Below are 23267 nucleotides of genomic sequence, written 5' to 3' on the forward strand. Positions count from 1 at the left end.
TGACATTACGAATGCGGCAATCATCACAATGATGAAATACCATTGTATGCCAGTACGACTGGCAATCAGTAAGATAATGAGTCCCAAGGTTAATGCGCTATGATAAACCAAAGCAGGAAAAGTGTTTTGGAGACAGTATTTCAACCAAAATCGACCAGACTCCAAGGGGTTCTTGAAAGTGTTTGCGTTCAAAGCGGCCGTCTCGTTTCGGATCAACAGGCTTACACCAAACATGGCTAGAAAACATACGAATACAATTTTACCGGGCGGATTCAGCAGCCATCGTGATAAAACGGGAACTTCTGTAACCAGTGTCCCGGTAAGTGCAACGAATGTACAAGCACCAAGCAGCAAGCGGGATATTTGCTGCATACTTGTTCTGAAAGAAATGCCGAGATCATTTTGAAAGGCTTTGATGGCACTTATGCTGCAGATTCGAACAGATGCACCCAGTAGCAGGGTCATTAACCTAAAAGTCGGCTAATTGCTACACGATTCAGTTACTCCCAGCAACTTCAGGAACAGGCGATCCCTCGCCACTGATTCAGTAGTCCAGCGGCGCGTCCCGGCATCGGTCTTGACCGACGTGGTTTCGACGCAATCAAACCAGTCGAATATCTGGGCCAGCGAGCGCTGCTCCAGCCAGTTTTTCAGACCTTTCTCCAGCTTCAGCTGCTCCTTGGTCTTGTTCTCCCCGTCGGTGCCAAGCTGTTCCTCAACCGCCTTTATCTTCTTGGTGATATAGCACCTGTAGCACAGGGCCACAAACTGGACAAATTGCCGGCCTCGCAGGGCATCCGGATACCACAGTCGTGGTCTGCGCCCGTCGACGCTTTCCTTTTCGTTCTTGAAAAGCTCCTCGATCTTTTCCCGCAGCCGGTAGTTCTCAAGGGCTTCGAAAACATCCATGGCACTATTGCTGACCAGGACGAAGTAGCCAAAGTATTTCCTGGCTCCAGCGCATTCCTCCTCATTGAAGGTCACGTGCAAGTTGCCACCACGGCCCACGCGTGACTGCACGAGATACCGGTCGATCCGTTTCTGCGCGGCCTCCGTGAACTCCGCCACGCCTTCCTCAACCTGCCTTTTGAGTTCCATCAGTCGCTGACGGAAGCTGACCTCGTGCTTGCTGACTAGATCATTGGATTTGAATACATGAAAGTACAGCCTGCGCTGCATAACCTCCTCGTCTCCAGCCTGTTTCTCCGCCCGCCGCCTCTGGCGCTGCCACGTGAAGGTATGCATGACTGACAAGGATGCGCCGGAAACGGCGTAGTCAAAGGGGCATACCGCGCTCATCGACTCCAGTTTGTCGCGCAAGGTCTCCACGGTATCCCTTGCCATGATCACATCCGTGTCGATCAGGGTGAGGAATTTCATATTGCGACGGCACATGTCTCGGATGTTGTCATGGCTGTAGTAGCCGGTGTCCGTCGTCACCAGCGGCTTTTCAATGTCAAAGCAGTTGAGCTGTTCGATGGCATTGTCCAGGGCGATGACATCCGGAATATTTCCCGGCTGTTTGGCGAAGGCTATCGGTTCCCTGTCCTTGACAGAATACAGGGTCAACAACTTGATGGTGTCCAGGCCGTCACGATCCTTGTTGAAGCCCCGCCGCGCTTCCTTCTGATTCTGAGAGTACGTGGAAATGGTGGTCGAATCATAGGCGATGACGGGCTTCCTCGACAGGCGAGAGGCCCGTGCCAGAAAGTAACGCTGAATACCATCCTCGTTGCAGCCAAGTGACTTGAAGAGCTCGCCGTATACATCTTCGCTGATGCCATACGAGTAGGGCAGATCATGCATGACCTGCCAGCTCTCGAGTCTCGGCAAGGTGTTGCCGTCCGTGCCGAGCCAGTAGCGAGCGATGGACAGAATCTTGTCGGCATCGCCATGGCTGAAACTGGAGCGAACATCCTGGTCGATCAGGGAACCGCGACCGGCCCATTCCAGAATGTCCGTCAGACCCACGTGCCGACGGATGGCTACGGCCTGCGCAGCTCCGAGCCCATTGGACTTCCGCGGCCGAGTCGGTACGACGTCGGCGCTTCCTGGAAGGATTTTGCCAATCAGTTTGCTTGCGCTGGTCACGGTTTTCCTGGTCTTCTGGTCGTAGTGAGTGGTGCGCTCGTAAACGTAGGTAATCCCGCTTTTGCGCTTGATGCGAGACTGACTGACGTGGACTTTTCCTGAATACGGCCTTGGCATCGTGTTCTCCTTTGCTTAACGTGTAGCAATAATTACTTTGATTGCTACATGTTAAAATGCAAGTAAAAAGCCCAACTTTTCCCGTGGAAAAATTGGGCTGCGCGCGTTTTCAGCGATTTCGTGCGACAACTAGCCGACTTTTAGGGTCATTAAAGAAAGCTTAAGAACTAGATGCAAAGTAGTTGGATACCAACAGAGTCCAGCAAGCAGCAGCGCGGGATACATAATCTTTACGGGATCAAAGACTCTAGGAAAGCCTCCTGTTTCAAGTGTGTTGACAATCCGATCCATTAACGGTGCCAGCCGATGAAATGCGGCCTCATCACACTTATCAAGTACCCCAAACGTGATAAGATATTCCAAAACACATTTATGTTCCTCAGAATACAGTGAAATAGAGTATTTTCTTTCCCAACGCTTACCCAATCCGAAACTGTCCATATCAACTTGTCTAGTAAACGCTGCATGGCTGTGATTCCCAATAGACAGCAGGTGCAGACCGCATACCTTTGCCGGTTCATTGGAATTCAGTTTTTTGACCACTGCGCACACCGCGCCATAGACCGCACGATCATTGGAATCCGCACCCTCAGTGCGAATTGGGATCAATTCATTGTCTGGGCCAATGCTTATCGTCAGCAAGACGTTGTGTCCTTCAATCCTTGCCAAAAAAGGGCAATAAACCGTATCAGGCGCAGTCGAAGGAATTACATTGTGAGGGGCGGAAATCCATTCTGAGCCCAGTTTCAGAGAAAAGTCCTGCCCATAATAATCGTATTTGTATTCGGTAGCATTATTAGAAGCATTCAGTACAGTCTGCAATCCGGGATGCCCCAGATGGTTTCCGAGAAACTCAAGCACATCTGCATAGTTGTTGCTGAATTGATGTCTGGGGGCATTAGCCAGGCTTTGGTGTGCGAGACTCTTTTCTTTTGCCTCTTCGTCCAAATCAATAATGAGGACGCTTTCGGGATTCTGAGCATGCTTTGTAAAGCTATCCAGCTCCCCAAGGCAGTGATGTGAAGCAAAGTATCCTTTACCAAGAAAGCAGATAAGCATCTTGCTGTCTTTAACTCCCTGGTCAATATAGTGCTGAAAATCATCATAATTATCAATAACGATTTCACAGCCGTCCCATAACTTGATGGTGGCTTCGTAAAAAAAAGGATTCACGGCATCTTAATGGTAGCCTAGTAAGCAACCATAGGAGGTACCATGAATCCACTAAAAAGTACTGTGTCAGTCCTCGCGCAGATTGCAAGCTGGATACCTGACCGGATTATCGACAACCTCGCCAAAAAGTACAAAATCCAGACACGGGCCTTCAGCGCCACCAGCCATGTAATGGCTATGCTTTACGCGCATCTGGCGCATTCATTAAGTCTGAACGACATCTGTGACAGCCTTCACAACCATGCCGGCCCACTTGCTCAGATACGCAACTGCACGCCTCCGAGCAGGAACGGCCTCTCTCACGCCAACAAGACCCGCAATGCGGAGTAAGCGTTCGCCCAGCCCATATCCCCGCATGTGTTTCGCGTGATTACATTAGCACCTGAACGCGAAAAGCCCCGGTCCGCGTGAAGCGGATCGGGGCGGTGGCGCGATAGTGTGCGAGTGGTGTCAGTTGCGTGCGGGAGTCCAGTTGTGTGGCAGCAAGGAGTCAATGTCGTCATGCCGGGTGGTGCCGAGGCGGGTGAGGACGTCCTCGAGCCAGGCCTTGAAGTCGACTTTGTTGTCTTTGCAGGTGGCCACGAGGCTGGCGATGATGGCGGATTTCTCGCCGCCGCGTTCGTTGCCAACAAAGAGCCAATTTTTGCGTTTATGCCAAGCTTGGCATAAACGAAATAATGCGGAGTTCGGGATTATGCGGAGTAACGTGGAGCATAGGCCTGGAGCATGTTGGCCCTCAAGGAGAAACAGGTTTATGACTCTATCAGTCGCTTGACATAATACGGTATGCGTTCTCCTGGCGCCCCAGCGCCATGCCATTAACTCAACAGGAGAACGCCAATGTCACTGCCACGCACCATCCATGACCTCTCACCTTGTTTTCTCGGCCTCGACGCGGCGAGACGCCTCGCGGATATCTCCAAATACCTCACGGACCGCGGGCATTCGCCGGCTACGGTTCGGAACTACGTCCGATGTGTCGAACATTTTGAGCGTTGGTTTGCCACGGAAAACCAGCTCCACGCCGGGTTCGGCGAGGAGGCTATTCGGGAGTTTCTTGTTGCCCACCTCCCGAAATGCTCGTGCCCGCCTCCCGTAGTAACCCACATACACAACGTCCGCGCAGCACTTAACCACTTCTTACGTATGCTCCAGCATCAGGGGCTGATCGTTTCCAATGCGAGCGTTCCGCCCACACCCGTGGATCGGGAGATGGCAGCCTTTGATGAGTACCTCATTGAAGTATGTGGCGCTGCACTACAGACGAGGATTTACCGTCGGCGATATGCCAGGGGATTCCTATCCTCCCTCTTTGGTGCGGGACCCGTTGACATCTGTGCCATCCTCCCCCAAGACGTAATGGGCTACGTCGCGAGGCAGGCGGAGGTCTGTAAAGCTGGAACCGTCAAAGTTATCGCTTCGTCGCTTCGGAGTTACTTCCGATTCCTCGTCCTTCGTGGTGCCTGTGATGGACGTCTGGTCGGTGCCGTACCTACGGTTCCTCAGTGGCGTCTGGTATCAGTTCCCAAGTACCTGGAAGCCGAGGAAGTAGATGCATTGCTGCAGACGTTCGACCTGTCGACCGCGACAGGCTTGCGTGACCACGCTATGGCGTTGCTTATGGTTCACCTTGGCTTGAGGACTCAGGAGGTGGCCGGTCTAATTCTCGGAAGCATTGATTGGCGTGGAGGCTATATCCGGGTCTCCGAAAGCAAGACGAGAAGAGAACGGGTTTTGCCACTGCCGCAGTCTGTAGGAGAGGCTGTGGCAACGTACCTCCAGGGAGGGCGTCCAGCCTCAACAAGTCCATCTTTGTTTCTACGCCACATCATCTCCCCAGGCACACCCGTGACTACGGCCATTGTTCGTGGCGTCATACGTCGAGCCTGTGCCCGGGTAGGCATCTTCCCACCTCGAGCCGGCCCCCACGCGCTACGCCACACGGCGGCGACAAGACTTGTGCGGCATGGAGTCCCCCTGCCGGACATCGCCGACATCCTGGGACACGGATGCATCGACACAACTGCCATCTACGCCAAAGTGGACCTACCCAGGTTGGCTCAGGTTACTCTCCCGTGGCCGGGGGTGTCGCCATGAAACGACGCACCATCACCTCGTTTGCCCAGGAGTACCTGCGCTATCGCCACAGCCTCGGATTCAGGCTCAAGATCGAGGGGCCTCTGCTGATGAAGTTCGCAACTTTTGCCGACGCTGAAGCCGAGGATGGACGCCTCGATACGACGCTCGCCCTCCGCTGGGCACGACTTCCTGGCGCAGCTTCTCCTCTCTATTGGGCGAGACGGCTCGAGATCGTACGGTGCTTCGCCCGATACCTTCTAGTCTTTGACTGCAGGACACAGGTACCGCCCAAAGGGATATTGGGTCCCGCGCACCGGCGCATATCGCCACACATCTACACCGAGCAGGAACTGAAAGCGCTGATCAATGCGTGTGTCGAGCTCGAACCTGTCGACGGGCTGCGTCCGCACACCTATGCCACGCTATTCGGCCTATTGGCTTCTACTGGCCTCCGGATATCTGAAGCGCTATGCCTTGAAGACTTTGACGTTGACCTGAGGAACAGCGTGTTGAGTATCCGCGAGACGAAGTTTCACAAGTCGCGTTTGGTGCCTGTGCATCCATCCGTTCGGGACCAGCTTACCACCTACAGACGCATGCGCATACAACATTGTCCCCACCCCTCTAGTTGCAGTTTTTTCCTTTCGGACCGTGGGGCTGCCTTGCCGTATTCAACGGTCAGACATGTCTTCCGAGCTATCGTGCGTCATCTCGGCTGGGAACCGCAAGACGGGCGCCGTTGCCCACGGATATACGACCTTCGCCACACCTTTGCCTCTCGTCGTCTCGCCACATGGCAGCAGGAAGGCGCCGACCTCAGAGCGATGCTGCCTGCTTTGTCGACGTATATGGGGCACGTGAAGGTATCTGACACCTATTGGTATCTCAGTGCCATCCCTGAGCTCTTCGCCGAAGCGACAAGCTCTTTTGAACAGTTTGCCCATCCCAAATGAGGAATATCACGATGAACCAACGATCTTCTCCGCCTTGCTTCGCGGCTATCCTGCAAGACTTTTTCTGTCGTTATCTGATCGACCAGCGGAATCTCAGCGCGCAAACGGTCGCGTCTTACCGGGACACATTTCGCCTGTTGCTCACCTTCGCACACGAGCGTAGGAACAGGGAGCCCGCAAAACTCACTCTTTCGGACCTTGATGCGTGTTTCGTGCTGGAGTTCCTGCACTATCTTGAACGGGAGAGAGGCAACGTTGTTCGCACCAGAAACGTCCGCTTAGCAGCTATCAGGTCGTTCATCAAGTATGCGGCGCTTCGTGACCCTGCTTCGCTGGCAGACGCGCAATCCCTGCTGGCGATACCGCTCAAAAGGGCTGATCGCAAGATCGTCGGATACCTTTCTCGAACCGAGATGGAGGCCGTTCTACTGGCTCCCGATCCAACGACGTGGTCAGGAAGACGGGACCGAGTGATGTTTGCGACATTCTACAACACGGGCGCCAGAGTGTCGGAAATCATCCAGTTGCAGGTCGCAGATGTCGAGCTCGAACGCTCCCGGAGTATCAGGCTTCACGGAAAGGGGCGCAAAGAACGCATCACACCAATCTGGAAGACCACGGCCAGACAACTCCAGCAGTGGCTCCAGGCCCAAAGAGCGACTCCCGGTGATCCCGTGTTCCCCAATCGGAAAGGACAAGTGATGACCCGAAGCGGCGTCGAGTACCGCCTGCGGTTGGCCGTCAATGCGGCAGCAGAAATATGCCCCTCATTGGCCGAACGGAACGTGTCGCCGCACACGCTCCGGCACACCACGGCAATGCACCTGCTTCAGTCTGGAGTGGATCCAACCGTGATCGCGCTCTGGCTCGGACATGAGAGCCCCACGACCACGCACATTTACGTGGAAGCGGACCTCACGATGAAAGAGCGTGCTCTCGCTACACTGCAAGAGCCAAGCGACCAACCCGTCCGTTACTCCCCGCCTGACGATCTATTGTCCTTTCTGGAGTCTCTTTGATTATGCAGAGCGAAAACCGTGCGACAGACCGCAATTGATGCCGGACAAGCTTCGTCCGGAGGCCCTCACTCCGCATAATCCCGAACTCCGCATTATTGCGTCCGAGTGCCCATGGGCGGATGGCGTTCTCGGCCGGATTGTTGTCGATGTTCACGCGTGGGTCACTCAGGAACACGGAGAGCTCCTGGCGTTGCTTGAGCGCGTAGACGGCGGCCCGGACGAGCATGGAGGTCGGTGGCAGACGCCGGCGGACGATGTCGTCGCACAGCGCGAAGAACTGCTCGACCAGCTCCGCCGAATTGGCCCGCTGCTTCCCGCGCGTCTCGGTCAGGGATGGGACGACGATGTTGAGCTCGCCGCCGGCCCGCGCGGCCTCGGCGTCCTTGACCTCGTCAGCGGCCCGCGCCTCGTTGTCGTACATGATCCGGATCAGCTTCAGGGCCGTCAGGCGCTGCTCGTTGTCCAGTTCAGGCACCTCGTAGAACTTGCGGCGCACGTGCGCCCAGCAGGCGGCGCGGGTTCCGGGCAGCTTGTCGTAGCCCGTATAGGCATCACTGATGAATATACCGGCGTAATTTCCGAGGATTTTTTGCGCTTCGCCCTGACCTCGCCCGGGCGAAAAATGAAAGAGGGTGATCGGCGGGCCGACGCCGGTCTTGCGCACCCAAAGGTAACACTTCTGACATTTTCCTTTCGCCAGCATTCGCGCGGAAGTTTCATCGGCGTGAATGACGTCGCTTTTCAGCAGCAGGTCGGTCAGGCGGTCCATGATGGGTTGAACCAGGAAGGCGATCTTGTCCGCCCAGTCGCACATGGTGCCGCGGCTCAGAGTGATGCCCTCGCGTTTGAGGTCTTCGCTCTGGCGGTAGAAGGGCATGTGGTTAACGAATTTCTCGTGGAGGACGTGAACGGGCACGCTGATGTCGAAATGGCCGCGGTCGGAGTCTTCGGACAGGACGTTCGGCAGCGGCGGCGCCATCACGACGCCCAGCTCCGGCTCGCCCGGCACCACATATTTGGCGCGCTTGATGACCAGGACGTAGAAGGGAGGACGGTATTTGAGCATTTTAGAGATGTCAAAGCCGATGAACTCCTTCCCGAGTTTGTCGGCTTCGGGGATATCAAGAATGAGGTCCTTGCGCTCGAGGTGATCGGCAAAAGGAACGCTCTTGGTATCCTTGTCGGCGGCCTTTTGCGAGCGATCATGGCCCTGAACCTGGACCTTGACCGGTTCCGGCTTGGCGGCCGTTTCCGGCACAAACAGGCCCGGCAGCAACGGGGTCTTCTCGTCGACCACGCGCTCGGAGCTTCTGCCGAAGAGCCGTTTGTTCAGCCAGGCCAACTGCAGTTCCATTTCGGCCAGACGCTGGAGGGATTTTTTCAGCGCGTCGCGTAACTCGCCGGTCTCGGCGGTGGCGATCTGCTGGATTTGTTGCAGCGTTTCACCCAGCTGGACGTTCTCGGCGGTGGCCTGCAGGAGTTGCTCACGCAGGCGGTCGTTCTCGGCGGCAAGTCGCGCGGCGTTGCCGCCGAAAAAGTTGCTAAAATGAAACGTATCATTTTGCATGCCAATAACTTACACCAAAAACAAAACCATGCAAGCAGGTACGCAAAAAAAGATGGCGAAATCACATTTTTTTTGAAAATCTTTTGTAGTAGGCGCCCGGCTTCACGCCATCAAGCATGGCGTGAAGGTCACGCAGATCAAGCAGCAGGCGGTCGCCGACGGCTTTGGGCAGGTTGAATTGTCCCTGCTCAAGGCGCTTGCTCCAGATGGTGTAACCGTCGCCGTCCCAGTTGAGGATTTTGATCAGCGTGCGCCGGGCGTTGAGAAAGACGAAGAAATGCCCGGAAGCCGGACTCTGGGCGAGCAGCTGGCTGGAAGCCGCCGCCAGGCCGTCAAACGACTTGCGCATGTCCACGGCCTGGTGGCAAATGTAGATGCGAGCGGATGGCGGCAGGGACAACATCAGTCCGCCTCCAGACCCGACAGGACGGCCAGCGCCCGGGACAGCACCGACGGATCGAAGCCAGCTTTCAGACTGATCCGACAACGTCCGCACTCAATGGCCACGCCGCTGTCCGCGGCCTGCCGCGGCGGCTCGGATAGCTCCACGAGCGAAAAAGTCGGGGCAGGCGCATCAGGGACGGACAAGCCGGCGGCGCCGTCAATCGTGGCCAGGCGGCGACGCCAGTACACCGCCTGATGATAGTTGAGCCCCTTGTCGCGACAATAGCGACTCAAAGGCATCCCGGACGACGAATGGGCGGACAAGGCGTCACGCCAGGCAGTTTCACGGTCGGTCATTGGGCAGTCTCCTTGCTTGGTTTCAGGACTGCCAATTAACCTAAATGCTTCAGATTTTCCTGCTTAATGGGCTGGGCGAACGCTTACAATGCGGATATGGCCGAAGAACTGTTCTGGAAGGTATATGAGTCACTGTCAACCCGTTACCCCGAGTTCCTGACCTCCAGCCGCAATTATCCCGGTTTGCCCTACCGCTTCCGGACAAGAACCATTCGCGCCGTTGATTCAACCACCATCAAACTGACGGCATTTAATATGGGCTGGGCCCAGCACCGACGCCAGAAGGCGGCCGCCAAGATGCACACGGCGCTGAACATGCGCTCGTTCCTGCCGAACTTCGTCCTCGTCAAAAGTGCAAAGGATTCTGACCCGAAAAACGCCTGGGAACTGTGCGCCGACATGAAGGCCGGAGAGGTCGTGGTATTCGACAAGGCCTATGTTGATTTTAAGCATCTTAAGGTCCTTGACACGCGCGGCGTCTCCTGGGTGACGCGGGCCAAGGAAAACATGCTCTATGAAGTTATGGGACAGCATGCGACTGGGAAACCGGAGGCGTCTGATCCCGTCAAACATGCGTCCGCCTCCTCAGAACCCGAGACAGATACGGCTGAAGTTATGGGACAGCAAGCGCCCTGCAAGCGCCGCTATGTCCGCAAGAAATGCAAGGTGTTGTCAGATGAGCGCATCAGGCTGATAGGGGTGCAGACCAAGGACAATTACCCCGATGACCTGCGGCTGGTCACGGCAGAGGTCGAGGTGAAGGGGAAGATGGTGGTGATGACGTTTATTACCAACAACTTCGAGTGGTCGCCGTTTTCCGTGTGCCAGCTCTATCAATGCCGTTGGGGTGTGGAGGTGTTTTTCAAGGAAATCAAACAGACGCTGCAGCTGGCCGATTTCCTTGGATATAACGAAAATGCCGTCCGCTGGCAAGTCTGGACAGCGCTGCTTGCCTATCTCCTGCTACGGTTCGTCGCTTGGTACAACAAGTGGAAGCGCCAGTTCAGTCGGCTCTTTACCTTGTTGCGTGCCGTGCTCTGGAATTACTTCAGTTTGCCCAGTATCATCGAGTGCTGCGACACGAAGCGGGAGCGGCGCCATATTATCCGGGGAAGTCCGGAAAAAGCATATCAGCTGTATTTTGAAGGGATGGTATAGTCTCCTGGCTAAACTTTTCCACACACAAAGAAGGTGTCTTGAAAAATCAGGCGGCCTCGTGCTCGCATGTGCCCAAAAAACAGGTAATTTCAGTGACTATGGGACGGCTGTGTAACGATTTTGTATTCGGCAAACCATACGTTGAGTCCTGAAGCCATTATGGGCTCAACAATGTTACGTACAACTTGCGCGTCACCTGATCGGTAGCTGATAAAAGCATCATACATACTTACATTCCTTCTCTTTTGGGATCAAATCTCCTGTTTGTGCGCACTTGCTCTGAGCCTGCATCGCGCCCAGGATCATGGAGGCAAGAAGATAGGAAACGAACTCTGGCTCGACGCTTTTGGTGCCGAGCCAACAGAAGGTGGCAGCACCTACGAGGGTGGCACCAAAAACGATCTTCGGCCTGATTGGCATCCGGTGTTTGAATATGTACACGAAGGAAACAAGTAAATACCCCAGGAATGCGCAGGACAAGAGCAAGATTGCCGGGAACGCTCCGGCCTCTGATATTCTTGCAAACAAGCGGCCTGCCGCGTTGCTGAAAAACAGGGAACAGATCGTCAGCATGAAGGCCATCGGGGCCATCACTTCACAGACCTTCGAGAAAACCTGTCTCAGCCAGTAGATCCGCATGCTGATCCGAGGGCCGATAAGCCCCATGCGCAACCATGCGACGGATTTAAGGAGTTCAAATGCATCCGGCCAGGTTTCCTTGCGATAGATGTATCCAAACGGCATCCGCCAATCGACTCCCGACTTTGACTGAAGTGCCGCGCCGACAGTTCCGAAGACAGGAAGTGTATCGTGTTTGTCGGCCTCCTCCCAATAGTTGGACTCTGCAATCACCGCGATTTGGGGAGAAGCGATATAGGAGACACTCCTCAAAGCCGACTCTAACTCGGCTGCTGCCCAGTGGCTCTTGGCCGTAATGTCGTCAAGAAGCGTTATGAATAGTGTTTGACGGTTGATGTTCTTGTATAGGTGGTGCCGCCAGTGGCTGCCTTCCGGAATACAGTCCCGATCCAGAAAACAGGGTATTTTGCTTTTGCGAAAGTCTGCGGTTAACTCATGCGCCCTGGCTGCACTCCAAGCGGAACGACGACTGTAACTGATAAACACAGAACCCGACTCGTCCGTGGATGCAAAGATTTGGCATCGTTCGTAATTGTCCGTAATGCCCAAGGCGGCTTCATACACATTGGAGTCTATTTTCCCTCCAACTTCCGTGGCAACGGACCGATTATCAAGATAAGAAGAGACTTCTGCCGACAAGGCATGCAGGAACAACTCCGAGCGAAAACGTTTTCGGAACAGGCCTTCAATGACCCAGCCGATCACATAGCCCAGGCAAAACAGCGCAATGGAGAAGCTTGGGTGAAGCATGAGCCAGATCGTGACACCGATTACAAAGGCAGACATCGCAAGCCCCATATCAAACCCACGGATTCTGAAGGTTCGCTTGATTGAATTAGTAAAGAAGAAAAGCACATCAACACTAACGAGGGCGGCAAATAGCCCGATCAGGAATTCAATGCCAGAAACCCGGCATATCTGATTCCTCATATCCACCCAACCCGCCAACCCGGTCGATTGCGAACCGGAATCAGAAAAGAATAAGAGGACAAGCAATGCCAGTGGAATTGCCACTGGGACCCAACCAAAGCCTTTTCCGGTCTTGGTTGTTCGCTGTTGCTTCGCCAAGTCATCAAGATATTCCTGTCGCTCATCGTCTCGTCTGATCAGGTAATTTGACAATTTCGCAGCCATTTCCTGAATGATTTCAACTCCGCTGATTTGAACGGTCTCGACAAGCTGGTTCACTGTCTTCGAAAGCGGGCCATCATCTTCTGACCCCATATTCCGTAGGTCTTCAATGGTCATGCCTGTAAAGCAGACAAACAACCGGAAATCGATTCGCTTTCCCACCTCGTAAACGGCAGTAGACAAAAATCTCAGGAAGTCACGATTCTGCAGCATCGAAGGCGACAGAAACACCACAACTCCCGCGCTTGTGCTCAAGTCCTTATCGAGCAATGTCCCTTCAGGAAGCGAAGTCAGAGCAATGCAATTCAGACCAGCAATTGCACTCGCTTCTGCATGGTCTTCTTTGAATGCACTGAAAAACGCTCGAAGTTCTTCCTCGGCGTTTCCAACTACAACAACCTTGATGTTCTCTTCATTCATTGATGTGTCTCCAATTTCTGCCAAGCGGCATACAGTTCCGTTGCCTCATCTTTCAGTTTTCCAGACAAACCGGTTTCTGATGCTGATGAATCCAGCCACGCATGAAACTCCCTCACTTCCCGATACTCGGCCAAGAATGATTGCGCAATCGAGGAATCCGAGGCACTGGCTTCGTGAGCAAGCAGTGCTGCCGTTGTGGAGGCAAATAGAAACTTGTAGAACGTATCCCGATACTCCGAGAATGCGGCGTTATCGGTCTCTCGCAGCCGGTCCGCTGTTTTCCTCCATGGCTGTTGATACGATTCAGATTTTCCCTTGAGTAACATGGCGGTTTTGGCGAAAGCACTGGACAACATCTGAACATAATGTGCCCTGCAAACGATTGGAAACGATTCCACCAGTGAGCGTGTCACCGTCATCATGGCCTCACACGAGACCCAGCCTGCGGGATATTGCCACTTGCGCCGATAAAGACCTTCCTCACAACATGTGATGATCTTTGCATACTCACCCTGAAGTGGACCCCAAGTCAAGGACAAAAACGAACGAATTATCAGTGGGCTCATGGATTCACGCAGGCATTTGGCTGCGAAGCCGCAGGCCGCATCTCCGCAGGAGAGCGGCTGAGCAGCCCTAAATTGAAGTCCGCCCCGCAGGGGGCGGAAGTGTGCCATTCGTCCGGCGTCTGGTAGCCGAGGGCCTCGTGCAGGCGGCGTTGGTTGTAAAAGTCTATGTAGTTGGCCAAACTGGCTTTCATGCTGAAAACATCCTTGAACGAGTGCAGATACAGCCACTCGTACTTGAGGCTGCGCCAGAAGCGCTCAATGAAGATGTTGTCGAAGGCCCGCCCCCGGCCATCCATGCTGATGGCGACATCGCGCGCCTTCAGGGCGGCAATGAAGGCATCCGAGGTGAACTGACTGCCCTGGTCGGTGTTGAAGATATCCGGCTTCCCGTGCTCCCTGAAAGCATCCTCCAAAGCGGCCACGCAGAAGTCGGCATTCATTGTGTTCGAGCAACGGTAGGCGAGCACCTTGCGGCTGTACCAGTCGATGATGGCAACCATATACATGGTGCCGGGCGCGTGTGGAAGGTAGGTGATGTCAGTGCTCCAGACCTGGTTCGGACGCGTCACGACAAGGTTTTTGAGCAGGTAGGGGTAGACTTGGTGTTCCGGGTGGGGCTTGCTGATCATGATTCCGGGAGCAATGCCCATGATGCCCATGATGCGCATCAGGCGCTGCACGCGCTTGCGATTGACCACATAGCCTTCGCGCTGGAGCTGAGCCGTGATCCGTCTGCTGCCGTAAAAAGGCGTCTCCGTGTAGATACGGTCAATCTCGAATGCCAACGTCGCGTCTGCACGGGAAAGCATGGTGGAGGCCTTGATGCGCTGCCCGTAAAAGCTGGAACGGGGCACGCCAAGCAACTCGCATTTGCGTGTCAGAGGCAGCTGCGGTTCGGACTGCTCCCCGTTCATAAGCTCACCTCGTTCTCGGACAGCCCCAACTGCATCGACTTTTTTTTTAACCAGGACAGTTCAACGCGAAGACGACCAACTTCCTCATAAACAGCGGCTTCGCTGATTTTGGACTCTTTGTCCAGGCGGCGGCGCTGAGCGTCACTGATGAAGGCGTCGGCAGAGGACGCGCGCAACTGCTCTTTCCATTGACTGATCTGGTTCACATGCACGCCAAAGGCGCTGGCAAGCTCCACCAGCGTCTTGTCCTCTTTGAGGGCGGCAATAGCGACTTTGGCCTTGAACTCAGGCGTAAAACTGCGCTTCTTCTTGTTCATCCGGGAGACCTCCTTGGGTTGGGCTGAGGATAATGTCTTTCACACTTATCGCCTTGTCCAATTTTCGGGGTCCACTATATAAATAGGAACAATCCAAAAAAGCATATTGGAATCTAGGTGCCATCGCAATGCTAGTGCAATACCAAGGCCGAATACCGAACTCATAGCAACAACTCCGGCGAAATTCCATGCAAATAGCCAAAGAGAACGACAGCGCACCTGGCAGGGTAAGCGCTCGCCCAGCCCATTAAGCAGGAAAATCTGAAGCATTTAGGTTAATTGGCAGTCCTGTAACCAACAGAGGAGACTGCCAATGACCGACCGTGAAGCTGCTTGGCGTGACGCCTTGTCCGCCCATTCGTCGTCCGGAATGCCTTTGAGTCGCTATTGTCGCGACAAGGGGCTCAACTATCATCAGGCGGTGTACTGGCGCCGCCGCCTGGCCACGATTGACGGCGCCGCCGGCTTGTCCGTCCCGGATGCGCCCGCCCCGACTTTTTCGCTCGTGGAGCTATCCGAGCCGCCGCGGCAGGTCGCGGACAGCGGCGTGGCCATTGAGTGCGGACGCTGCCGGATCAGCCTGAAGGCCGGCTTTGATCCGTCGGTGCTATCCCGGGCGCTGGCCGTCCTGTCGGGTCTGGAGGCGGACTGATGTTGTCCCTGCCGCCATCCGCACGCATCTATATTTGCCACCAGGCCGTGGACATGCGCAAGTCGTTTGACGGCCTGGCGGCGGCCTCCAGCCAGCTGCTCGCCCAGAGTCCGGCTTCCGGGCACTTCTTCGTCTTTCTCAACGCCCGGCGCACGCTGATCAAAATCCTCAACTGGGACGGCGACGGCTACACCATCTGGAGCAAGCGCCTTGAGCAGGGACAATTCAACCTGCCCAAAGCCGTCGGCGACCGCCTGCTGCTTGATCTGCGTGACCTTCACGCCATGCTTGATGGCGTGAAGCCGGGCGCGTACTACAAAAGATTTTCAAAAAAAGTGTGATTTCGCCATCTTTTTTTTGCGTGCTTGCTTGCATGGTTTTGTTTTTGATGTAAGTTATTGGTATGCAAAATGATACGTTTTATTTTAGCGACTTTTCTGGCGGCGGCGCCGCGCGACTTGCCGCCGAGAACGACCGCCTGCGTGAACAACTCCTGCAGGCTACCGCCGAGAACGTCCAGCTGGGTGAAACGCTGCAGCAAATCCAGCAGCTTGCCACCGCCGAGTCTGGCGAGTTGCGCGACGCGCTGAAAAAATCCCTCCAGCGCCTGGCCGAGATGGAACTGCAGTTGGCCTGGCTGAACAAACGGCTCTTCGGCAGAAGCTCCGAGCGCGTGGTCGACGAGAAGACCCCGTTGCTGCCGGGCCTGTTTGTGCCGGAAACGGCCGCCAAGCCGGAACCGGCCACGATCCAGGTCCAAGGCCATGATCGCCCGAAAAAGGCCGCCAACAAGGACGCCAAGAGCGTTCCTTTTGCCGATCACCTTGAGCGCAGGGAACGGGTTGTCGACATTGCCGAAACTGACAAACTCGGGAAGGAGTTCATCGGCTTTGACGTCTCTGAAATGCTCATGCACCGTTCCGCTTTCTACGTCCTGGTCATCAAGCGTGCCAAATATGTGGTGCCGGGCCAGCCTGAGCTGGGCGTCGTGATGGCGCCGCCGCTGCCGAACGTCCTGTCCGAAGACTCCGACCGCAGCCATTTCGACATCAGCGTGCCCGTTCACGTCCTCCACGAGAAATTCGTTAACCACATGCCCTTCTACCGCCAGAGCGAAGACCTCAAACGCGAGGGCATCATTCTGAGCCGCGGCACCATGTGCGACTGGGCGGACAAGATCGCCTTTCTGGTGCAACCCATCATAGATCGCCTGACCGACCTGCTGCTGAAAAGCGACGTCATTCACGCCGATGAAACCTCCGCGCGGATGTTGGCGAAAGGAAAATGTCAGAAGTGTTACCTCTGGGTGCGCAAGACCGGCGTCGGCCCGCCGATCACCCTCTTTCATTTTTCGCCCGGGCGAGGTCAGGGCGAAGCGCAAAAAATCCTCGGAAATTACGCCGGTATATTCATCAGTGATGCCTATACGGGCTACGACAAGCTGCCCGGAACCCGCGCCGCCTGCTGGGCGCACGTGCGCCGCAAGTTCTACGAGGTGCCTGAACTGGACAACGAGCAGCGTCTGACGGCCCTGAAGCTGATCCGGATCATGTACGACAACGAGGCGCGGGCCGCTGACGAGGTCAAGGACGCCGAGGCCGCGCGGGCCGGCGGCGAGCTCAACATCGTCGTCCCGTCCCTGGTCGAGACGCGCCGGAAGCAGCGGGCCAATTCGGCGGAGCTGGTCGAGCAGTTCTTCGCGCTGTGCGACGACATCGTCCGCCGGCGTCTGCCACCGACCTCCATGCTCGTCCGGGCCGCCGTCTACGCGCTCAAGCAACGTCAGGAGCTCTCCGTGTTCCTGAGTGACCCACGCGTGAACATCGACAACAATCCGGCCGAGAACGCCATTCGTCCCTGGGCACTGGGACGCAATAATGCGCAGTTCGGGATTATGCGGAGTAACGTGGAGCATTGGCCTGGAGCATGTTGGCCCTCAAGGAGAAACAGGTTTATGACTCTATCAGTCGCTTGACATAATTCAGACATGAGAGACCCACGACCACGCACATTTACGTGGAAGCGGACCTCATGATGAAAGAGCGTGCTCTCGCTACACTGCAAGAGCCAAGCGACCAACCCGTCCGTTACTCCCCGCCTGACGATCTATTATCCTTACTGGAGTCTCTTTGATTATGCAGAGCGAAAACCGTGCGACTGTCCTCAATTGGTGCCGGACAAGCTTCGTCCGGAGGCCCTCACTCCGCATAATCCCGAACTGCGCATTATTGCGTTTATGCCAAGCTTGGCATAAACGCAAAAATTGGCTCTTTGTTGGCAACGAACGCGGCGGCGAGAAATCCGCCATCATCGCCAGCCTCGTGGCCACCTGCAAAGACAACCAGGTCGACTTCAAGGCCTGGCTCGAGGACGTCCTCACCCGCCTCGGCACCACCCGGCATGCCGACATTGACTCCTTGCTGCCACACAACTGGAATCCCGCACGCAACTGACACCACTCGCACACTATCGCGCCACCGCCCCGATCCGCTTCACGCGGAACGGGGCTTTTCGCGTTCAGGTGCTAATGTAATCACGCGAAACACATGCGGGGATATGGGCTGGGCGAACGCTTACCTGGCAGGTTACCCCCATGGGTATGCCCCAGACACACGCCAACGTAATCGGGATGGCTCCGGCATCCAGATTGCTCGTGCTGAAGCAGACTAGGCAGGCCGCTTGAGCACCGATAAAGGAACATACCGGTCGAATGAGGGTGGACGGAGAATCACTTCCTTGATCGCTCCTGAAGAGCAGGGCACTGACCAGAGTGGCAGCGAGATAGCCGATTATACAGCCTGAAAACCAATGTATCAGCAACTGCTTCCAGAACTCAACTCCGCTGACCCAGGTTTTGATCAGCAGACCTGTCGCCACCCCGATCAATCCGGCTGGCAAAAACATAGATATATCAAGCCGCAAGCATTTGATAAAGGATTGCCTTGCTTGTTCTATAATATTATTCATTCCGCACTCCTGATATTATCAGTGATTCAACCATGCGGTCAAAAAGACCGGCGACTCGGCAAAAGGATTTGAACGGACCCACCGCAAAGAAAACGAATGCAAATTCAAGCAGCACATTATCCTTTGGGGATGGAAGCACTACAGAATAACGTCGGCACCAATTATGCTGATCGGTAAACGTTGTAAATCCTGCATGACTGGTATTGCCTACAATAATTAGGTGGAGTCCAATATCATCCTGGCTGCTTTCCGGAAAAAACTGTTCTGCATATTTCCGTGCTGCTTTAAACTTTTCACGATCATTATTGGATTTGAACCGCTCATCCGGATATTTCAGGTCGCTTTCACCGACAATTAGATTTCCGCTGACCCGCATGCCGCCGATTCTTTTTGAAAACTTCGGCCCGCCTTCGTTTCCAGCCTTTGGCGTCCACCAGTCTCCGCGGGATTTAATATCCCATCCAGTCATATCAAGACTATATGAAATTACTCCAAAGCTGAAAGTCTCACGCTGTGGGTGCTCTGAAGTAATCGTGGGATGTCGATAACGTCTTCCCAGAGATTCTAAAACAAACCGTAATGCATCTGAAGATGTTCCGGTGTAGTCAAAGTGCCGAGCCGCCAACATGCCTGTATATTTCTCGTGTAGCAGGGGTTCTTTCGGGTTGCAGATCTCCAACAGCATACCCTTCGTGGAATGAGGACGCTGCAGAAGCCGTTCAACTTCCCCGCAGCAATGAACCGAAGACACGAACCGTTCATTGGTGATAAAAAGAGCCGATTTTGAATTGTGACAACCCTCATCAATAAATTGCTGAAAATCTTCCTGTCGTCGCATTGGAATACAGTATTCCACAAACCAGACCTTGATCCCAGCGGCAATCAACTGTTCTGACAGCCATCGAGCCAGCATCACGTCCTCACTTTTATAGCTGATAAAAAGATCAAATGCCGCATTTTTTGAAGATGATGCAACATTCATTCTTTGGCGATCAAAAGGTGTTCGGCGGCAACGCTTCAACTTACAGAAGAAATAAGCCTGCGCCAGCCACCCGACCATCAGCATCGCATAGGCGATATATCAGATTAAAAGCCAGGCTTGTTTCATAATCCCCTCCCCAAACTTATATAATGGTTTAAATACGTGCGAATAGCCTCCGTTACGGTCGATGATGGAGGATTCATGTTCATCCAGCCTATCAAAGGCTCAAGCCCCAGCGGCAGGTGACCGGCTTGCGGATTGGGAAGAACCGCCAACATTCTTTCCCCATCAGATTTCTCTCGCGTCATGACAAAGCGGAGAAACCGGGGGTAGTAATCGAGGGAATCGAGTTGAATGGAAGTGTCCAGATGGGACATTATATCGGTTCTGTTCGGATTAGGCGTGGCCATCAGCAGGGCGGCCAATTGTGCATGATAGATTGGAAATCCAACGAGGTGTGTCTGTAATGCACGAACAGCCACCAGATCCCGTTTACCAAGTGAAAGAGTCAATCGCATCAGCGAAATGAACTCATTCAAAGACAGTGGCCTTAGCATGACGCCCTCACGAATCTGATCGCGCCCGATATTGAAGTAGCAAACATAGTAATCCACCGTAAACTCACCTCCCGTCCGTATCCCTGGAAAGCCGTTCAAGTGGCGACTAAAATCGCGGTAACATGCAACACTGTCCAAATACAACATGCCCTCCTGAAATTGAATGCCGAAGGTCAAATGCTGTCGGAGGTAGATGAATCGGAGCAAGTCTTGTTGGGCAGGAAATAGACGCAGGAATATAAGATATAGTATGATGGATGATGCGTAGCAGTTCAGTTGCACGCCATTATCCGTATCGAGACCAAGTCCGCCATGTCTAAAGTTATCATCCAAGTAGGCAGCAATATCGAGGTAGAGGTGTTTGACGTTGGCTTCGGTCAGTCGCCCTTCCGCTTTCATCTGGCGGATCACGCTTGTGCGTGTAAGGAAGAAGAACTCGATCGCGTGGGAAACGGATCGCCTTCCCTCTTCGGGCAGTTCATTTAGCAGCATTGCTTCTGTGTTTTCCATGTGTGTTCTCTCTGGTTCTAGCTTGGTTTTTGATGATTGTCATTGGCCGTGGCCGTTGGCGTTAGTTGCCTGTGGACGCTGGGGCGCCCGCGAAGCGCAGGCTTGCGTCGCTTTCGACCACGCGGATGATTTGGGCGAGTTTGGCCTGATACTAGCTTTCCCAGGAATCGGGATGCTCGGGCGGGACGCTCGAGCCACGTTTCTTCCGCTCCTTCCAGTCGTGCATGTCGAGCCACTGGATGTGGCTGATGCTGGCGGGCGGTTTGACCTCCAGCTCGCTTTCCACCAGCACGGTTTGGATGTTGCCGCCCTTGACGCCGATGGCGATGGCGATTTCATCGAGGCAAACACCGGGGTCGCGGGTGGAACGCTTCGACAGGAACGAGAGCACCTGGTTGCTGCGGTCGATGCCGTCCAGAATCGCCCGCCGCCAGTCGTCGCCGGCTTGTATACCTTTCTCCTTCTCGGGGGTCTTGTCGAACCAGACATCGTGCCCACGCGCTTCCAGGTCCGCTAGGATGAGGCGGACCAGCTCCTCGTTGTCATCATGTCCGTAGCTGAGGAAAATGCGCATGGGGAATGATGTTTTTGTGGCCTCAGTCATATCTCCGTCCTTGCTTTAGTGTCTAGCCCAACTTTCGCATTTGGGGGTATAGCTACGCTCAAAAAGGCACTACAGTCCTTTTTTTGCCTCCGTGTCGGCCAGTGAGGTCATGCGAGCCACCGGCAGGACCGCCAGGTCAATGCCGAGCGCCTGGTAGACGGCGGCCTGGCGCTGGTCGGGCACACCCGGCCTGCGGATGGTGTGCAGCTTGCCATCCTTCGTCGGCAGGCAGATCGTGGAGTAGCTGTGCGTCTGCAGAAGCCTGCGCACGTTCCTGAAGGTCACGGCATGTCCCGCCATGGCCATTTTTTGCTCCACCCAGCGTTGCAGGTGGAAAGCCAACACCGTAATCATGATATGCGCCTCGCAGCGTTCGTCCGTCTGGTGGTAGAAGGGTCGCAGCCCGAGATCGCTTTTCATGTCTCGCCAGCCGGCTTCGATCCTGGCCAGCGACATGTAGATGCGCCACAGATCGTCGTCACTCAGGTCAATCCGGTTGGTCCGCAGAAAATAACATCCATTCAACTCCATGGCCTCGTTGTACTCGCCATCTTTTCTTTGCCAGGAAAGCGTCGGCTCGTCCGCGCCCACATAGTGGACGTCGTAAAATTTGGCCACGCGACTGCGGGTCGCGCAGATTTTGCCGATGGCGCGATTGACGCCGGCGTCGCCTTTGCCCAGTTTGAGCCGGGCGTCGCCCTTGGCGACCCGTTGCTGAAGCTTCTCCAGCTCCTCCAGAAATTTTTGTTCGGCCTTGCTGATCATGGCGTCTTCCTTGAGCTTTCGGGCATCGCTCTTGCACAGCACGATCTGCTCGCGGCCCCGGCTGAGCTGGCGCACGGACACGGCTCGCTTCGGATCGCGACCGGCTATTTCATGAAAGTCATCGCCAGCCAGAAACTCATCATAGAAGTCGCCGCGTGACTGCCGTTTGCCACTGACGATATAATCGTAGCCCTTTGCCAGCAGAAAGGCCAGATTTTCCTCGGTGGCGATGCCGCCATCCAAAATAACGGTAGGCGTTTTGCTCATCCCGGAGAGTTTTCGCAGCTCGGCGACGATGTCGACGATCGTCTTACAGTCATGAATGTTGCCGGGAAAAACCTTATGACACAGAGGAAAACCGTCGGCGTCAAGAACCATGCCCAGGGCCACCAGCGGGCAGTCCGTCCGATTCTCCTTGCTGTTCATGCTGCGGGCGGCAAGGGGGTTGGCCTCCGCCTGGCCTTCAAAGTAGCTGTTGGTCAGATCGTAGAGCAATATGGAGCGGGAAAGGGAAAACTCGGCCGTCTCCCGGGCTGCCAGATGCTTCTCCAGCTTGGCTTTGCAGTCCAACAGCTTGTCGCCGGCGCGGTAATAGCGGTCGCGACCAGTCAGTTCGAAGCGATCACCAAGTACATCGGACAGCGACGTGGTCGCCACCCAGTCGTGCAGGCCATTTTCGCTCGTCGGCTCGCATAGGCGGTTGTAGACGCAGACCTTGGCGGCATTGATCTGACTCTGAGACAAGCACTGCCGCAGCAGAAAACCTTCCAGGCCCAACGCCTTCCACGCCGCCTCCAGCGGCAGAAAGGGACCCAACATCGTGTCTTGACAATGAGAAACGTGATCAACCAGAACGCCGTCAAGGACTGGCTCACTAGGCGGCAAGGGAGCTGTCGGACGAGACGGTGCGCCGGAGGCGGGGGACTTCACCGCAGCCACTGGGACCCGGCGCAGAATCTCATCCACATAACCGGCGACCTCAAGGGGAAGCGGAAACAACTCCGCGGACGACGCTCCCGCAAGGCGGTTTTCAACGGCGGCGGCAACGTCGCGGCGGAGCGAAAGCGGAATGCGCAGCCCACCCAAAGAGGCAACGATCTGCTGCCGGACGCGGCCATCGGCTGTCCTGACGCTGCGCACCAGTTGCAGGAGGCTATCGTTCGTCGTGGTCTTTTCGCGTAGAAACATGAGCTGTCGTACCGCCTGCCAACCGGACTTGCCGCCGCCGCAACCACCCTTGTACGCTTACCAGCGCACGATCGCGGACACGCGTAAACAATAGGCCATATTCTCAAAATGCTAATCGCTTTTCAAAATTCCACAGGCACTACAAATGCATTTTCAA

24 protein-coding genes are annotated in these 23267 nt (G+C 55.1%); 9 read left to right on the forward strand and 15 right to left on the reverse strand.

The window, feature by feature from the left end; translation table 11 throughout:
• Window positions 1-480: 480 nt before the first annotated feature.
• Both J3R75_RS12965 and J3R75_RS12970 read right to left on the reverse strand, forming a co-directional pair.
• On the reverse strand, window positions 481-2208 hold the full coding sequence (locus J3R75_RS12965) for an IS1634 family transposase (RefSeq protein ID WP_307259869.1): 1728 nt from the start codon (window positions 2206-2208) through the stop codon (window positions 481-483).
• A gap of 129 nt (window positions 2209-2337) precedes the next feature.
• Window positions 2338-3381: a toll/interleukin-1 receptor domain-containing protein gene (locus tag J3R75_RS12970; RefSeq protein WP_307262165.1), complete on the reverse strand. Its 1044-nt coding sequence runs from the start codon at window positions 3379-3381 to the stop codon at window positions 2338-2340.
• 42 nt (window positions 3382-3423) lie between these two features.
• Here J3R75_RS12970 and J3R75_RS12975 point away from each other — a divergent pair, with 42 nt between their 5' ends.
• The gene (locus J3R75_RS12975; protein WP_307262168.1) at window positions 3424-3711 is read left to right on the forward strand and encodes a DUF4372 domain-containing protein; all 288 of its coding nucleotides are present in this window, start codon (window positions 3424-3426) and stop codon (window positions 3709-3711) included.
• A gap of 120 nt (window positions 3712-3831) precedes the next feature.
• On the opposite strand, the gene J3R75_RS12980 is transcribed toward J3R75_RS12975, so the two are convergent.
• Complete coding sequence (locus J3R75_RS12980; protein WP_307262171.1) at window positions 3832-3963, reverse strand: transposase domain-containing protein; 132 nt, start codon at window positions 3961-3963, stop codon at window positions 3832-3834.
• Window positions 3964-4221: 258 nt separating this feature from the next.
• Here J3R75_RS12980 and J3R75_RS12985 point away from each other — a divergent pair, with 258 nt between their 5' ends.
• Genes J3R75_RS12985 through J3R75_RS12995 form a run of 3 tightly spaced genes read left to right on the forward strand, consistent with a single transcriptional unit; the run spans window position 4222 to window position 7432 of the window.
• Window positions 4222-5478, forward strand: coding sequence for a tyrosine-type recombinase/integrase (locus J3R75_RS12985; RefSeq protein ID WP_307262174.1), 1257 nt, complete (start codon window positions 4222-4224; stop codon window positions 5476-5478).
• Window positions 5475-6413 carry a tyrosine-type recombinase/integrase gene (locus J3R75_RS12990; RefSeq protein WP_307262176.1) on the forward strand — a complete coding sequence of 313 codons (939 nt, stop codon included), beginning with the start codon at window positions 5475-5477 and terminating at the stop codon, window positions 6411-6413. The genes J3R75_RS12985 and J3R75_RS12990 overlap by 4 nt, the downstream gene beginning before the upstream one ends.
• 11 nt (window positions 6414-6424) lie before the next feature.
• Complete coding sequence (locus tag J3R75_RS12995; RefSeq protein WP_307262178.1) at window positions 6425-7432, forward strand: tyrosine-type recombinase/integrase; 1008 nt, start codon at window positions 6425-6427, stop codon at window positions 7430-7432.
• Here the strand turns inward: J3R75_RS12995 and tnpC (J3R75_RS13000) are convergent.
• From tnpC (J3R75_RS13000) to tnpA (J3R75_RS13010), 3 genes are all read right to left on the reverse strand, one after another.
• Window positions 7353-8999, reverse strand: coding sequence for an IS66 family transposase (gene tnpC / locus J3R75_RS13000; protein ID WP_307262182.1), 1647 nt, complete (start codon window positions 8997-8999; stop codon window positions 7353-7355). The genes J3R75_RS12995 and tnpC (J3R75_RS13000) overlap by 80 nt on opposite strands.
• A gap of 61 nt (window positions 9000-9060) precedes the next feature.
• Window positions 9061-9402: an IS66 family insertion sequence element accessory protein TnpB gene (gene tnpB, locus J3R75_RS13005; protein ID WP_307262186.1), complete on the reverse strand. Its 342-nt coding sequence runs from the start codon at window positions 9400-9402 to the stop codon at window positions 9061-9063.
• Window positions 9402-9740 (reverse strand): IS66 family insertion sequence element accessory protein TnpA, encoded by a 339-nt coding sequence (tnpA, locus tag J3R75_RS13010; RefSeq protein ID WP_307262189.1) that lies wholly within the window; start codon window positions 9738-9740, stop codon window positions 9402-9404. The genes tnpB (J3R75_RS13005) and tnpA (J3R75_RS13010) overlap by 1 nt, the downstream gene beginning before the upstream one ends.
• A gap of 96 nt (window positions 9741-9836) precedes the next feature.
• Here tnpA (J3R75_RS13010) and J3R75_RS13015 point away from each other — a divergent pair, with 96 nt between their 5' ends.
• Entirely contained in the window at window positions 9837-10898 is a 1062-nt protein-coding gene (locus tag J3R75_RS13015; RefSeq protein WP_307262191.1) for an IS4 family transposase, read from the forward strand.
• A 219-nt stretch (window positions 10899-11117) separates the two neighbouring features.
• On the opposite strand, the gene J3R75_RS13020 is transcribed toward J3R75_RS13015, so the two are convergent.
• The 4 genes from J3R75_RS13020 to J3R75_RS13035 form a co-directional block, all read right to left on the reverse strand.
• On the reverse strand, window positions 11118-13088 hold the full coding sequence (locus J3R75_RS13020) for a toll/interleukin-1 receptor domain-containing protein (protein ID WP_307262193.1): 1971 nt from the start codon (window positions 13086-13088) through the stop codon (window positions 11118-11120).
• Window positions 13085-13510: a hypothetical protein gene (locus tag J3R75_RS13025; protein ID WP_307262195.1), complete on the reverse strand. Its 426-nt coding sequence runs from the start codon at window positions 13508-13510 to the stop codon at window positions 13085-13087. Before J3R75_RS13025 ends, J3R75_RS13020 begins: the two co-directional genes overlap by 4 nt.
• Before the next feature lie 140 nt (window positions 13511-13650).
• Window positions 13651-14568: an IS3 family transposase gene (locus J3R75_RS13030; protein WP_307262198.1), complete on the reverse strand. Its 918-nt coding sequence runs from the start codon at window positions 14566-14568 to the stop codon at window positions 13651-13653.
• A complete protein-coding gene (locus tag J3R75_RS13035) occupies window positions 14565-14885 on the reverse strand; it encodes a transposase (RefSeq protein WP_307262202.1) in 321 nt (106 codons plus the stop codon). Before J3R75_RS13035 ends, J3R75_RS13030 begins: the two co-directional genes overlap by 4 nt.
• A 313-nt stretch (window positions 14886-15198) precedes the next feature.
• On the opposite strand from J3R75_RS13035, the gene tnpA (J3R75_RS13040) reads away from it, so the two are divergent.
• The 4 genes from tnpA (J3R75_RS13040) (at window position 15199) to J3R75_RS13055 (ending at window position 17990) form a co-directional block, all read left to right on the forward strand.
• Complete coding sequence (gene tnpA, locus J3R75_RS13040) at window positions 15199-15537, forward strand: IS66 family insertion sequence element accessory protein TnpA (RefSeq protein ID WP_307262205.1); 339 nt, start codon at window positions 15199-15201, stop codon at window positions 15535-15537.
• Window positions 15537-15878, forward strand: coding sequence for an IS66 family insertion sequence element accessory protein TnpB (gene tnpB / locus J3R75_RS13045; protein WP_307262207.1), 342 nt, complete (start codon window positions 15537-15539; stop codon window positions 15876-15878). Before tnpA (J3R75_RS13040) ends, tnpB (J3R75_RS13045) begins: the two co-directional genes overlap by 1 nt.
• 62 nt (window positions 15879-15940) lie before the next feature.
• The gene (tnpC, locus tag J3R75_RS13050) at window positions 15941-17512 is read left to right on the forward strand and encodes an IS66 family transposase (RefSeq protein WP_307262210.1); all 1572 of its coding nucleotides are present in this window, start codon (window positions 15941-15943) and stop codon (window positions 17510-17512) included.
• A gap of 253 nt (window positions 17513-17765) precedes the next feature.
• Entirely contained in the window at window positions 17766-17990 is a 225-nt protein-coding gene (locus J3R75_RS13055; RefSeq protein ID WP_307262212.1) for a transposase domain-containing protein, read from the forward strand.
• Between the two features lie 64 nt (window positions 17991-18054).
• Here J3R75_RS13055 and J3R75_RS13060 read toward each other — a convergent pair whose 3' ends face one another.
• The 5 genes from J3R75_RS13060 to J3R75_RS13080 form a co-directional block, all read right to left on the reverse strand.
• Window positions 18055-18504 carry a hypothetical protein gene (locus tag J3R75_RS13060; RefSeq protein ID WP_307262215.1) on the reverse strand — a complete coding sequence of 150 codons (450 nt, stop codon included), beginning with the start codon at window positions 18502-18504 and terminating at the stop codon, window positions 18055-18057.
• Complete coding sequence (locus J3R75_RS13065) at window positions 18497-19570, reverse strand: toll/interleukin-1 receptor domain-containing protein (RefSeq protein ID WP_307262217.1); 1074 nt, start codon at window positions 19568-19570, stop codon at window positions 18497-18499. The genes J3R75_RS13060 and J3R75_RS13065 overlap by 8 nt, the downstream gene beginning before the upstream one ends.
• Window positions 19571-19608: 38 nt before the next feature.
• Complete coding sequence (locus tag J3R75_RS13070; protein WP_307262220.1) at window positions 19609-20553, reverse strand: hypothetical protein; 945 nt, start codon at window positions 20551-20553, stop codon at window positions 19609-19611.
• Window positions 20554-20704: 151 nt separating this feature from the next.
• Window positions 20705-21157 (reverse strand): toll/interleukin-1 receptor domain-containing protein, encoded by a 453-nt coding sequence (locus tag J3R75_RS13075; RefSeq protein WP_307262222.1) that lies wholly within the window; start codon window positions 21155-21157, stop codon window positions 20705-20707.
• Between the two features lie 69 nt (window positions 21158-21226).
• Window positions 21227-23110, reverse strand: a complete 1884-nt coding sequence (locus J3R75_RS13080; protein WP_307262224.1) for an IS1634 family transposase — start codon at window positions 23108-23110, stop codon at window positions 21227-21229.
• Window positions 23111-23267: the final 157 nt, after the last annotated feature.

The organism is Oligosphaera ethanolica (genome assembly GCF_030814695.1).
Lineage (GTDB): Bacteria > Verrucomicrobiota > Lentisphaeria > Oligosphaerales > Oligosphaeraceae > Oligosphaera > Oligosphaera ethanolica.